This window comes from Burkholderia sp. LA-2-3-30-S1-D2 (genome assembly GCF_001523915.2).
Taxonomy (GTDB): Bacteria; Pseudomonadota; Gammaproteobacteria; order Burkholderiales; family Burkholderiaceae; genus Burkholderia; species Burkholderia diffusa.
Genome location: NZ_CP013384.1, coordinates 3,135,161 through 3,147,942, shown reverse-complemented (window position 1 = coordinate 3,147,942; position 12,782 = coordinate 3,135,161). Strand labels below are relative to the sequence as shown.

The following is a 12,782-nucleotide window of genomic DNA, read 5'->3' as shown; positions in this document are numbered from 1 at the left end:
CCACGAAGCAGCAGCTGCGTTAAAACGACGACTCAACGCCCCTCAAGGCAACGAAATCGTCAAATTCGCCGACTCCGGGCCCACCTTGATGACTTGCGAATAAGGCGCCAACGCCTGCAGCGTCTTGTCCTTCAGATAGGTATTGAGCCCGAGATACCCGAGCAGGGCCACGAGCGCGAACACCGCCCCGATCGCCCAGACCGGCACCTCGCGCTTCAACCGATGCGCGATCTGATCCGGCAGCGGCCAATGCGGCGCGAACGCCGCGCGCTTGCCCTTCATGTGCGCAATCTCGTCCCCCAGCCGTGCGGTGAGATACGCGAGCTTCTCTGGCCCCTCGAGCAGATACTTGCCCTGGAACCCGAGCAGCAGGCACATGTGAAACACCTCCAGCGACTGCAGCCGCGCCGCGCCCTGCGCGCGGCATTCCTCGAGATACTGGAAGAACTTCTCCCCCGCGAGCTGCTCGCCGAACAGCACGAGTTGCAGCGGCCGGCGCTCCCAGTCGGTGCGGATCTTGAATTGCGACGACAGCACCATCTCGTCGACGGCCGCGCAGTACGCGAACTTCGCGCCATACACGTCCTCGGCCGGAATGTTGAGCTTCTTCGCGCCGCGCTCGAAATCCGACAGAAACTCCTGGATCTTCGTGCTGAATTCGCTCGCGCTGTCCGGCTCGCGACCGTTCTTGAGCAGGAACAGCATGAAGAACCCGTCGTACAGCAGGTCGAGCAGCGAACGGGCCTGGAACGCGGCGTCGGTCGACGCCGGGGTATGCAGCGGGGCCGGCGCGTTGTCGCCGAACAGGGAAGGCGCGTAGCTCATGATGTGACCGCGATCAGTTCGAATTTCAGGTCATTGATGCCAGTCGGCGCGTAGATCATCGCGGACTGGGCCTGCAGCATGCGCTCGTACAGCGCGCCGCGCGAATCGAGCTGGAAATAGCATGCACCGGGCCGCACCGGAATCGCGGGCGGCACTTGCGGCATGTACGACAGCCGCACGCCGGGCATGGCCGACAGCACCAGCTTGTCGACGTCATCCGGCGCGCCGACCTTGAAGCGGGCCGGCACCGCGTCGATGAGCTCGACGTTGGGCATGTCCGCGGACACGGCCAGGTAGAACTCGGTCTTGTCGTCGATCTTGCCCGAATCGAGGCGGCCGAGGTGGAACGACGGACGCACCTCGTCGAGCGTGATCGCGAAGTAGCGCGTCGAGATCACCGTGTCGAGCAGTTCGCGCAGCATCAGGTCGAGGCGCGCGAAGCTCGGCCCCGGATCGTCATGGCGATACACGGGCAGGTCGGCAAGCGTATAGCCCTTCGAAAACGTCATCAGCTGGCCCGCGAGGCGCAGCAGCTCCTGGAATAGCCGCTCCGGATGCAGCGCCGCATGCTGGTGCAGGTGCGCGAGCGTCGCGAACGCGGCGTTTGCGGTGTGCAGCAGCCAGAACGACGCGATGTCGCCCGAACGGAATTCGATGATGTTCTTCGACGGCTCGCGGTGAAAGCCGTACAGCGCGTTCACCTTCGCCTGCAGCGCGTCGACGAGCTGGCGCAGCCGCTGGTGCAGGATCGGCGAAGCGTCGATCGCGAGGCACGGCGGCACGAAGCTGTCGTCGATCTCGAAGCCGGACGTCGCGGTGCGGCGCACGCGCACGAGCGGCACCGACAGCAGCTGGTCGCGCGGCTCGCTGTGCGCGATCAGCTTGACCTGCGTCTTGAGGAACGTGATGTCGGCTTCGGCGGCGTCGGTGAAGTTGTCGGCAACGCTCGCCTGCTCGCTGACGAAACGCGTCATGAAGCCGGCGGCCGGATCGTCGCTGTAGTTGGTGCCGTTCTCGCGCAGCGGGTGCAGCGCGAGGTAGAACACGAATTCGTTGATGCCGTCGGGCAGCGTGTCCAGCGCGATCGGCGGCGGCAGGTCGTCGGCTTGCGGCGCGGCATACAGCGCGCCGTCCGGGAACACGAGCGCAAGCTCGGCCACGCGCAGCACGTTGCTGCCGAGCGCATCGCGGTCGATGCGCACCGAGCGCACGCCCCAGTTGTACGGCTGGATCGCCTGGATGGATTCGAACAGGCGCGCCTCGTGGTAGGCGTCCTGCCGCTGAAAATGTTGGGGCCGGAGGAACAGCCCTTCCCCCCAAAGCACCTTGGCCGAATAACTCATGTCAAATCCGGTTAATGTCGCGTTGCGATGTAATCGATTTGTTCGTGCCCGAATTAAATCGCCAATTTGTTAACTCTTGTTAATTGACATTCGTGCGTCATGCTTAACCGCAGGTGACCGATGAAAGCAAATTCAGCGGTTGTGAAGGCGCACCCTGTTGCGGTGCGATGACGGAGCCGTCGGTGACCGTCATCGCGCAATTATGCAGGCCGATGATTATGCCGGATTTCTCCGACTTCGCCGGGTCGAACGTCAGTTTCCAGCGCTGGATGGCGGGATCGCGGAACAATGCGACGATGCCGAATGCCTGCGCTTCGCGCGACACTTTTTCGGTTGCCGTATAGCGCTGGCCCGGAATCAGCGTGATTTCACGCACGTTCAGCAGATCGGTGCCCAGTGCGGCCTTTTCCTTGGTCGGATCGGTGAATGCATCGAACGGCGCCTGCTGGAACGAAGTCGGATCCTTCAACGCGTAGAGCCTTACTACTAATGCGAGCGGCTTGCGATCGTTCGCGGCGTTGAGGTTGGGCGCGGCGGCGAGCGTGAGCCCGATGTTGCGCGGCGGCTTCTGGGCATCCGGCAGTTCGGGCTTGCCGATGCCGGCGGCCTGCATCACGGCGCTCGCGGCGGAGCCGAGCAGCGGGGCGGCCGCGCATCCGGCCAGGAGCGCGCAGGCGATCAGCGGCAGCGCATAGCGAATCATGGACGATCTCATCGTGTTTCCGGCGTGCCGCCTTTAACTCCCCTGTCAAAACTACCGGGCATTTCCGCGTTCACCGCGAATGCCGGCTAATCTGCCGTTCAACTATTAAGCACACGTGCGGCGCATTGCGGTTCCGGAATTTTTTTCCGGTGCCCGCGCGCAGCGTTGTCGAGCAAGTAAAACTTGCACATTCCCGTCGATGGAAAAGCCGCCGCCGGGCCGTTGCCGAAGACGTTTCGAGGGGGTAGCACATGGTTTTAAAAGGAATTACTCTGCACGCAGCGATTGAATTATGAAAAATTGATCGGTACTATACCCGCGCGCTTCTTGCAAAGCAAAAGAACCAGATTCTCAACGATTTTAATACTCACGCGCCGGTGGATATAACGATGAAAGACCGTCTCTTCGCAAAATTGTCTGGGGTAGTGCTGGCCTGCGGCGTGATCGCCGGTTGTGCGAACCAGCCGCCTGCGCCGCCGACTGCCGAGGTGTTCAACAAGTCGCTTGCCGATGCGGACGCCGTTGCGAAGTCGGGTGACCAGGACAAGGCGCTCGGCCTGTACCAGCAGCTCGCGAAATCGGATCCGACGCGCGAGGAACCGTGGTCGCGCATCGCGCAGATCCAGTTTGCCCAGAACCACTATGGCCAGGCGATCGTCGCCGCGCAGGAGGCACTGCAGCGCGACGCGACCGACCGTCAGGCGAAGAGCGTGCTCGCCGTCGCGGGGCTGCGGATCGCGACGCAGTCGCTCGGCGAGCTGCGCCAGGATGCATCGCTCGCGGGCGATGCGAAGTCGGACGCGCAGGCACTCGCGAAGCAACTGCGCGACACGCTCGGCGAATCGGCGCTGTTCCCGCCGGAGCAGCGGACCACGAAGACGCGTACGACGCGCCGCGTGATTCACCGTCCGAAGGCCGGCGCGGCGCCGGCAGCCGGGGCAGCCGCAGCAGCAACCACCGCGCCGACGCCGCCGGCCGCGCCGCAAAAGGGCGGCGCCGATCCGTTCAGCGCGCTGCGCAACTGACCGCAACTGACGCGATAACCACAACTAACCTGGGAGCCGTCGAGATGGCCAAGAAAGAAAGCATTCAGAAAAGCTTGCAGAAAATACGGCCGCCGCGCGTCCAGCTGACCTACGAGGTCGAGAAGGGCGACGCGATCGAGGTGAAGGAACTGCCGTTCGTCGTCGGGGTCGTCGGCGATCTGGCAGGCCAGTCGGAAGTCGAGCAGCCGAAGCTGCGCGACCGCAAGTTCGTCAACATCGACCGTGACAACTTCGACGACGTGATGAAGGCGATCGAGCCGCGCGCCGCGTTCCAGGTGGAAAACCGCCTGAGCCCGGAAGGCGGCAAGTTCGCGGTCGACCTGAAGTTTCGTTCGCTGTCGGATTTCAGCCCGGACGAAGTCGTCGAACAGGTCGAGCCGCTGCGCCGCCTGCTCGAGGCGCGCTCGAAGCTCGCCGACCTGCGCAACAAGCTCGCCGGCAACGACAAGCTCGAGGATCTGCTGTCCGAGGTGCTGAAGAACACGCAGCAGCTGCAGGAGCTCGCGAAGGGCACCGGCGGCGACAAAGACGGCGAATGACGACGGAGTGTTGAGATGAACCAGCAAACGGCTGCGGCCCAAGCGAGCGGCGCGGAATACGCCGCCGGGACTTCGTTGCTCGACGATATCGTCGAGAAGAGCAAGGTCGCGAAATCCGATTCCGAGCATGCGCGTGCGAAGGACCTGATCGGCGAACTCGTGCACCAGGTGCTCGACGGCACGGTGATCGTGTCGGACAACCTGTCGGCGACGATCGATGCGCGCGTCGCGGAACTCGACCGCCTGATCTCCACGCAGCTGTCCGCCGTGATGCACGCGCCGGAATTCCAGCGCCTGGAAAGCACGTGGCGCGGGATGGACTACCTGGTCAAGGAAAGCAATACGGGCCAGACGATCAAGATCAAGGCGCTGCACGCACCGAAGCGCGACCTCGTGCGCGACTTCAAGGGTGCGAGCGAGTTCGACCAGAGCGCGCTGTTCAAGAAGGTCTACGAAGAAGAGTTCGGCACGTTCGGCGGCTCGCCGTTCGGCGCGCTGATCGGCGATTACGAGATCTCGCGCCAGCCGGAAGACATGTACTTCATCGAGCAGATGTCGCACGTCGCGGCGGCCGCGCACGCGCCGTTCATCGCGTCGGCGTCGCCGGAGCTGCTCGGCCTCGAGTCGTTCTCCGACCTCGGCAAGCCGCGCGACCTCGGCAAGGTGTTCGACACGGTCGAATACGCGAAGTGGAAATCGTTCCGCGACGCCGAAGATTCGCGCTACGTCGGCCTGACGCTGCCGCGCTTCCTCGGCCGCCTGCCGTTCAATCCGAAGGACGGTCAGACCGCGGAGAACTTCAACTTCGTCGAGGACGTCGACGGCACCGAGCACGACAAGTACCTGTGGTGCAACGCGGCGTGGGCCTTCGCGGCACGCCTGACGGCCGCGTTCGACGACTTCGGCTGGTGCGCTGCGATCCGCGGCGTCGAAGGCGGCGGCCTCGTCGAGGACCTGCCGACGCACACGTTCAAGACCGACGACGGTGAAGTGGCACTGAAGTGCCCGACCGAAATCGCGATCACCGATCGCCGCGAGAAGGAGCTGAGCGACCTCGGCTTCATCCCGCTCGTGCATTGCAAGAACTCGGATTACGCTGCGTTTTTCGCCGCGCAATCGGTGCAGAAACCGAAAAAATACAGCACCGACAGCGCGAATGCGAACGCCGTCCTGTCCGCCCAGCTTCAGTACATCTTCTCGGTATCGCGCGTCGCGCACTACCTGAAGGCGATGATGCGGGACAAGATCGGCAGCTTCGCATCGGCGCAGAACGTGGAGACTTTCCTCAACCGGTGGATTTCGCAGTACGTCCTGCTCGACGACAACGCGTCGCAGGAACAGAAGGCGCAATTCCCGCTGCGCGAGGCATCCATACAAGTGTCGGAGATTCCGGGCAAGCCGGGCTCGTATCGTTCGGTCGCGTTCCTGCGTCCGCACTTTCAGCTCGACGAACTCTCGATTTCTCTGCGACTTGTCGCTGATCTGCCCAAACCGGCAAATTCATAAGCGAGTAAATCGCCCGGGCGGGCCGCCTGGGTAGGACGTTAAAACCACCTCTTTGGGGAGTCGAAGGGCCATGTTACATATGCACTTGCAGTTTGGTAGTCCGGCGGTGAAGGGCGAATCCGCGGACAAAGACCATCAGGGCTGGATCGAACTGAAATCGTGGGATCACTCGATCGTTCAGCCGCGTTCGGCAACGGCATCGACCGCAGGCGGTCACACGATGACGCGCTGCGAGCACGGCGACATGATTTTCACGAAGGAAATCGATTCGTCGAGCCCGCTGCTGTATCAGCACGCATCGGGCGGCACCACGTTCGATGAAGTGACGGTCCATTTCTCGCGCGCGGACGGTGAAGGCAAGCGCGTGCAGTATCTGGAAGTGAAGCTCAAGTACGTGATCATCTCGAGCATCGCTCCGAGCGTTCGCGAAGAAGGTCTGCCGCTCGAGACGTTCTCGCTGAAGTACGCGGCCGTGCAGTGGAAGCAGACCCAGCAGAAGATCGGCGGCAACCAGGGCGGCAACACGCAGGGCGCCTGGAGCCTGACGAAGAACGACAAGACCTACGCGGTCTAAGGTCGGATGCGGCAACGGGGCGCGTGGCGTCCCGTTGCCGTTTTCGCTGTGCACGCCGGCCGATGAAACGATTCGAACCCAGTTTTCTCGACAAGCTGTTCGACGACGAACCGCATCTGCCGGCCTCGGCCGCGATGCGGCAATTGTCGCTGGACGAGCTCAAGAACACGGTCGCCCGCGACGTCGAGGCGATCCTCAACACCCGTATCGCGCACACCGAGATCGAGCTGGCCGCGCTGCCGGAATGCCAGAAATCGGTGCTGACCTACGGGCTGAACGATTTCGCGGGGTTGAGCCTCGCGAGCCACTACGACCGCGCGTTCATCTGCAAGTCGATCCAGCAGGCCATCGCGCGCCACGAGCCGCGGCTGCAGCAGGTGCAGGTGACGTTCGAGCTGAACGAGCAGTCGACCAATGCGCTGTACTTCGCGATCCAGGCGCTGCTCGTCGTGCATCCGGCCGAGGAGCCGGTGAGTTTCGACGCGATGCTGCAGCCGTCGACGCTGCAGTACTCGGTCACGCGCACGCGCGCGGCCAGAATGCTGTAAATCAAGCCGCCGAGCGGGCCGGACCGCCCGGTGATGGTTCAGGGTCCGGCAGGAAATATTGAGGTTCGGGGTCGTCGATGGAAGAATTGCTGCCGTACTACGAGCGCGAATTATCGTTTTTGCGGCGCTATTCGCGAGATTTCGCCGAACGTTATCCGAAGATCGCCGCGCGGCTCGCGTTGTCCGGCGAGCACTGCGAGGATCCGCACGTCGAGCGGATGATCGAGTCGTTCGCGCTGCTCGGCGCGCGCATCAACAAGAAGCTCGACGACGATTACCCGGAATTCACCGAAGCGCTGCTGGAAGTGCTGTATCCGCACTACCTGCGGCCGTTCCCGTCGTGCTCGATCGCGCAGTTCACGCCGGCTTCGCCTGGCCAGCAGACCGAACCGGTCGTGATCGATCGCGGCACCGAACTGAAGAGTCGCCCGATCCGCGGCGTGCAGTGCCGCTTCCGCACCGCCTACGACGTGACGCTCGCGCCGATCCGCATCTCGGAAGCGCGCTACGTGCCGGTCGCGCTCGCGCCGAGCGCGACGGTGCTCCCGTCCAACGCGACGGGCGTGATCTCGATCACGTTCGAATCGCTCGCGGCGCAGCTCGATCTCGGCGCGCTGAAGGTGCCGACGCTGCGTGCGCACCTGCACGGCGAGCAGTCGTTCGTCGCCGCGCTGACCGACTGCCTGTTCGTCAACGTGCTCGGCGCGTATGTCGAGCCCGAACGCAACGGCCGCTGGGCCGCGCTGCGCAAGCTGCCGATCGCGCAGGCCGGCTTCGACGAAGACGACGCGCTGATCGACTATCCGGCGAAATCGCATCCCGCGTATCGCCTGCTCACCGAATATTTCGCGTTCCCCGACAAGTTCGATTTCGTCGACTTCGACCTCGCGGCGATCGCGCGCGCGTCGGGCCGCTGCCAGCGCGCGACGTTGCATCTCGTGCTGCAGGACGTGCGCAGCGATTCGCACGTCGCGCGGTTGCTCGAGCTGCTGACGGCCAGCCATTTCCGGCTGTTCTGCACGCCGATCGTCAACCTGTTCCGCCAGCACGGCGAGCCGATCCGCATCACGCACCGCGCGGTGTCGTATCCGGTGATCGCCGAGGCGAGGCGCGCGTTCGCGTACGAGGTGTACTCGATCGATTCGGTGAAGCTCGTCAGGCAGCAGGCGCATGAAGAATCGGTGATCGAGTTCCGGCCGTTCTATTCGCTGCATCACGGCGAATCGGCGCGGATCGGCCATTACTGGTTCGCGCGCCGCAACGACTGGGTCGCGCAAAAAAGCCCCGGCTATGAAACCGAGATCTCGATCGTCGACATCGACTTCGAGCCCACGTCGCCGCAAACCGACACGCTGAGTCTCGACCTCACCTGCACGAACCGCGACCTGCCGTCGATGCTCGCGTTCGGGCTCGAAGGCGGCGACCTGTTCCAGGAAGGCGGCGCGCAGACGAGCGGCATCTCGCTGCTGAGGCGCCCGACGCAGAGCGTGCGCTTCGAGCGCGGTCGCGCCGCACACTGGCGGCTCGTGTCGCATCTCGCGCTGAACCACGTGTCGCTGGTCGCGCACGGCCTCGCGCCGCTCAAGGAAATGCTGACGCTGTACGACCTGCGGCGCACCGCCGTGTCGATGCGCCAGATCGACGGCCTGGCCGGCGTCGAGCAGCGCGGTGCCGTGCAGTGGCTGCCCGGCAAGCCGTTCGCGACCTTCGTGCGCGGCATCGAGATCCGCCTGACGATCGACGAGGAGCACTTCGTCGGCGCGAGCCTCGCATCGTTCGTGCGCGTGCTCGACAGCTTCTTCGGGCTTTACGTCCACCTCAACAGTTTCGTTCAACTAGTCGTCGTGTCGAAGCGCACCGGCGAGGAGATCATCCGATGCAAGCCCCGGACCGGCGAATCGATCCTGGCGTAGTCGACGCGCTGCTCGACGAGCCGCACCGCTTCGAGTTCTTCCAGGCGGTGCGCGTGCTCGAGGGGCTGTTCGCGCGGCAGGCGTCGGATGCCCCCGGCGCATGGCGGCAGGGCGACGTCGTCGCGCAGCGCATCGAATTCCGCAACACGCTGTCGCTCGGTTTTCCGCCGAGCGAGATCGAGGGCGCGCGCTCGTTTGACGACGACGGCACGCTGCTCGACTCGGGCGAGCAGCGTGGCGCCGCGCTCGCGGCCGGCGAGCTCGGCCACGTCGAGCTGACGCCCGCGTTCTTCGGGCTGCTGGGCGGGCAGGGCGCGCTGCCGCTGCACTACACCGAGCAGATCGTCGCGCGCGAGCACCTGAAGCGCGACCACGCGGCGCGCGCGTTCTTCGACGTGTTCTCGAACCGCGCGACCGCGCTGTTCTACGCGGCGTGGAAGAAATACCGGCTGCCGTTCCATTACGAACTCGATCGCGACGAGCGCTACCTGCCGCTCCTGCTCGCGATCGCCGGCGTGCCGAGCGACGAGGTGCGCGACAGCCTCGCGGCCGGCGCGGGCGGCGTGCTCGACGAGGCCGTCGCCGGCTACGCGCTCGCCGCGCGGCACCGGCCGATGTCGGCCGCGTACCTGCAGCGCACGCTGTCCGATTATTTCCGCGTGCCGGTGAAGATCGACCAGTTTGTGGGCAAGTGGTACGACGTGCCGACCGACCAGCTGAGCGTGCTCGGCGAAGTCAACGCGGTGCTCGGCGCGACGGCGCTCGTCGGCGAACGCGTATGGCAGCGCGACATGCGCGCGCGGATCGTCGTCGGCCCGCTGTCCAAGCGCGACTACGAGGCATTCCTGCCCGGCGGCCCGCAGGCCGTCGCGCTCGAGCGGATGCTCACGCTGCTCGCCGGCGTCACGCTCGAATACGAGGTGAAGCTCGTGCTGAAGCGCACCGAGGTCGGCGCGAGCGTGCTCGGCGCCGGCTCGCGGCTCGGCTGGGACGCGTTCCTCTGCACGCGCGACGCGGTCGACGACCGCTCGGACGCCCGCTACGAACTGCACGTGATTCACTGATTCCGAACGACAACAACACGCAATCGAACCTGAGATCGACGCCATGAGCACGCCTCTGAAGACCCTGATCACGAAACTGAATCCGCTCTGCCGGCACGCGACCGAGCGCGCGGCGAGCGCGTGCCTGGCGCGCGGCCACTACGAGGTCGATCTGGAGCATCTGTTCCTCGCGCTGCTCGACGAAGCGACGGGCGACCTGCCGCTCGCGCTGCGCGCAAGCCGTGTCGATCCGCATGCGCTGCGTGCCGATCTCGAGCGCGAACTCACGCGCCTGAAGACGGGCAACACGCGCACGCCGGTGTTCTCCGTGCACCTGATCGCGCTGTTCGAGCAGGCATGGCTGATTGCGTCGCTCGATTCGCAGCTCGGCCGCATCCGCTCGGGGCACCTGCTGCTCGCGCTGCTGACCGCGCCCGATCTCGCGCAGTTCGCGCAGCGCATGTCGTCGCGGTTCGTGGAAATGAACGTGACGGACCTGAAGCACAAGTTCGACGAGATCATGGCCGGGTCGAGCGAGGCCGAGCCGCGCCAGGCGGATGCGGAAGGCAGCGACGTCGCGCCGGCCGCCGACGGCACCGCGCCCGCGGCCGGCCCGTCGAAGACGCCCGCGCTCGACACGTACACGACCAACCTCACGCAGCGCGCGCGCGACGGCAAGATCGACCCGGTGATCGGCCGCGAAGCCGAGATCCGCCAGGCGATCGACATCCTGATGCGCCGCCGCCAGAACAACCCGATCATGACCGGCGAGGCCGGCGTCGGCAAAACCGCCGTCGTCGAAGGGCTCGCGCTGCGGATCGCCGCCGACGACGTACCGCCGCCGCTGCGTGGCGTCGCGCTGCACGTGCTCGACATGGGCCTGCTGCAGGCCGGCGCGAGCGTGAAGGGCGAGTTCGAGAACCGGCTGAAGAGCGTGATCGACGAGGTGAAGAAGAGCGCACATCCGATCATCCTGTTCATCGACGAGGCCCACACGATCATCGGCGCGGGCGGCCAGGCCGGCCAGAACGACGCGGCGAACCTGCTGAAGCCGGCGCTCGCGCGCGGCGAACTGCGCACGATCGCCGCGACGACCTGGAGCGAATACAAGAAGTACTTCGAGAAGGATGCGGCGCTCGCGCGGCGCTTCCAGGTCGTGAAGGTCGAGGAGCCGAGCGAGCCGCTCGCGGCCGCGATGCTGCGCGGGATGTCCGGGCTGATGGAGAAGCACTTCAACGTGCGGATCCTCGACGATGCGATCACCGAGGCCGTGCGCCTGTCGCATCGCTACATCAGCGGCCGCCAGCTGCCGGACAAGGCGATCAGCGTGCTCGACACCGCATGCGCGAAGGTCGCGCTCGCGCACAGCGCAACGCCGGCCGCGATCGACGATACGAAGAAGCGCATCGAGCGGATCGACGCGGAAATCGCGTCGCTGGAACGTGAGGCGGCCGGCGGCGCGTCGCACGACGAGCGGCTCGGCGAGCTGCGCGGCGCACGCGACACGGCGCTCGCGCAATTGACCGAGGACGAAGCGCGCTATGAAGCCGAGCGAGCGATCGTCGCCGAGATCACCGAGTTGCGCGAAGCGCTCGACAAGGCACGCGGCCCGTCGGAAGACGGCCAGCCGGTCGACGTGCAGGCGACCCGCGACAAGCTCGCCGAGCGCGTCGCCGCACTGCACGCACTGCAGGGCGGCGAGCCGATGGTGCCGCTGCAGGTCGATGGCCACGTGGTTGCCGAGATCGTCGCGGCATGGACGGGCATTCCGCTCGGCCGGATGGTGAAGGACGAGATCGACACCGTGCTGAACCTGCAGCCGCTGCTCACCGCGCGCGTGATCGGGCAGGACCACGCGCTCGACGCGATCGCGCAGCGCGTGCGCACCGCGACCGCCAACCTCGAGGATCCGAACAAGCCGCGCGGCGTCTTCATGTTCGTCGGGCCGTCGGGCGTCGGCAAGACCGAGACCGCGCTCGCGCTGGCCGACATCCTGTACGGCGGCGAGCGCAAGATGGTCACGATCAACATGAGCGAATACCAGGAAGCGCACAGCGTGTCGGGCCTGAAGGGTTCGCCGCCGGGCTACGTCGGCTATGGCGAGGGCGGCGTGCTGACCGAGGCAGTGCGCCGCAACCCGTATTCCGTCGTGCTGCTCGACGAGGTCGAGAAGGCGCACCCGGACGTGCTCGAGATGTTCTTCCAGGTGTTCGACAAGGGCACGATGGACGACGCCGAAGGGCGCGAGATCGACTTCCGCAACACGCTGATCATCCTGACGTCGAACGTCGGGTCGGCGGCGGTGATGCAGGCGTGCCTGAACAAGCCGGCCGAGGAGCTTCCCGATCCGGACGCGCTCGCCGAGGCGCTGCGCCCGCAGCTGTACAAGACCTTCAAGCCGGCGTTCCTCGGCCGGATGAAGGTCGTGCCGTACTACCCGATTTCCGACGACGTGCTGGCCGAGATCATCGAGCTGAAGCTCGAACGCATCCGCCGCCGCATCGAAGCGAACCACAAGGCCGCGTTCGAGTGGGACGAGTCGCTCGTCGATGCGGTGCTTGCGCGCTGCACCGAGGTCGATTCGGGCGCCCGCAACGTCGACCATATCCTGAACGGCACGCTGCTGCCGGAGATCGCGGGCCACGTGCTCGGCCGGATCGCCGACGGCGCGGCCATCGCGCGCATCGCGGTGCGCGCGGACGAGGCCGGCGAATTTGCGTACACCGTCGAATGAGCCCCGCG

General features: G+C 65.5%; 11 protein-coding genes. 8 read left to right on the top strand and 3 right to left on the bottom strand.

All coding sequences use genetic code 11. The annotated features are described in order from the left end of the window. Positions 1-42: 42 nt before the first annotated feature. The 3 genes from icmH to tssJ form a co-directional block, all read right to left on the bottom strand. Complete coding sequence (gene icmH / locus WS66_RS27565) at positions 43-825, bottom strand: type IVB secretion system protein IcmH/DotU (RefSeq protein WP_059607861.1); 783 nt, start codon at positions 823-825, stop codon at positions 43-45. Continuing rightward, the gene (gene tssK, locus WS66_RS27560; RefSeq protein WP_059607862.1) at positions 822-2,168 is read right to left on the bottom strand and encodes a type VI secretion system baseplate subunit TssK; all 1,347 of its coding nucleotides are present in this window, start codon (positions 2,166-2,168) and stop codon (positions 822-824) included. The genes icmH and tssK overlap by 4 nt, the downstream gene beginning before the upstream one ends. A 103-nt stretch (positions 2,169-2,271) precedes the next feature. Further along, entirely contained in the window at positions 2,272-2,883 is a 612-nt protein-coding gene (gene tssJ, locus WS66_RS27555) for a type VI secretion system lipoprotein TssJ (protein WP_059607863.1), read from the bottom strand. A gap of 377 nt (positions 2,884-3,260) precedes the next feature. On the opposite strand from tssJ, the gene WS66_RS27550 reads away from it, so the two are divergent. The 8 genes from WS66_RS27550 to tssH all read left to right on the top strand — a co-directional run bounded on the left by WS66_RS27550 (position 3,261) and on the right by tssH (position 12,774). Further along, the gene (locus tag WS66_RS27550) at positions 3,261-3,896 is read left to right on the top strand and encodes a tetratricopeptide repeat protein (protein WP_059607864.1); all 636 of its coding nucleotides are present in this window, start codon (positions 3,261-3,263) and stop codon (positions 3,894-3,896) included. Between the two features lie 44 nt (positions 3,897-3,940). Further along, positions 3,941-4,456: a type VI secretion system contractile sheath small subunit gene (tssB, locus tag WS66_RS27545; RefSeq protein ID WP_044845930.1), complete on the top strand. Its 516-nt coding sequence runs from the start codon at positions 3,941-3,943 to the stop codon at positions 4,454-4,456. A 15-nt stretch (positions 4,457-4,471) separates the two neighbouring features. Then, the gene (gene tssC, locus WS66_RS27540; RefSeq protein ID WP_039320274.1) at positions 4,472-5,962 is read left to right on the top strand and encodes a type VI secretion system contractile sheath large subunit; all 1,491 of its coding nucleotides are present in this window, start codon (positions 4,472-4,474) and stop codon (positions 5,960-5,962) included. A 70-nt stretch (positions 5,963-6,032) separates the two neighbouring features. Then, entirely contained in the window at positions 6,033-6,536 is a 504-nt protein-coding gene (locus WS66_RS27535; RefSeq protein WP_006477093.1) for an Hcp family type VI secretion system effector, read from the top strand. 62 nt (positions 6,537-6,598) lie between these two features. Then, on the top strand, positions 6,599-7,084 hold the full coding sequence (gene tssE, locus WS66_RS27530) for a type VI secretion system baseplate subunit TssE (RefSeq protein WP_059465243.1): 486 nt from the start codon (positions 6,599-6,601) through the stop codon (positions 7,082-7,084). Positions 7,085-7,161: 77 nt separating this feature from the next. Beyond that, a complete protein-coding gene (gene tssF, locus WS66_RS27525) occupies positions 7,162-8,997 on the top strand; it encodes a type VI secretion system baseplate subunit TssF (protein WP_059607865.1) in 1,836 nt (611 codons plus the stop codon). After that, positions 8,961-10,061: a type VI secretion system baseplate subunit TssG gene (tssG, locus tag WS66_RS27520; RefSeq protein ID WP_059607866.1), complete on the top strand. Its 1,101-nt coding sequence runs from the start codon at positions 8,961-8,963 to the stop codon at positions 10,059-10,061. The genes tssF and tssG overlap by 37 nt, the downstream gene beginning before the upstream one ends. 43 nt (positions 10,062-10,104) lie before the next feature. Next, the gene (tssH, locus tag WS66_RS27515; RefSeq protein WP_059607867.1) at positions 10,105-12,774 is read left to right on the top strand and encodes a type VI secretion system ATPase TssH; all 2,670 of its coding nucleotides are present in this window, start codon (positions 10,105-10,107) and stop codon (positions 12,772-12,774) included. The last annotated feature ends 8 nt before the right edge of the window (positions 12,775-12,782 follow it).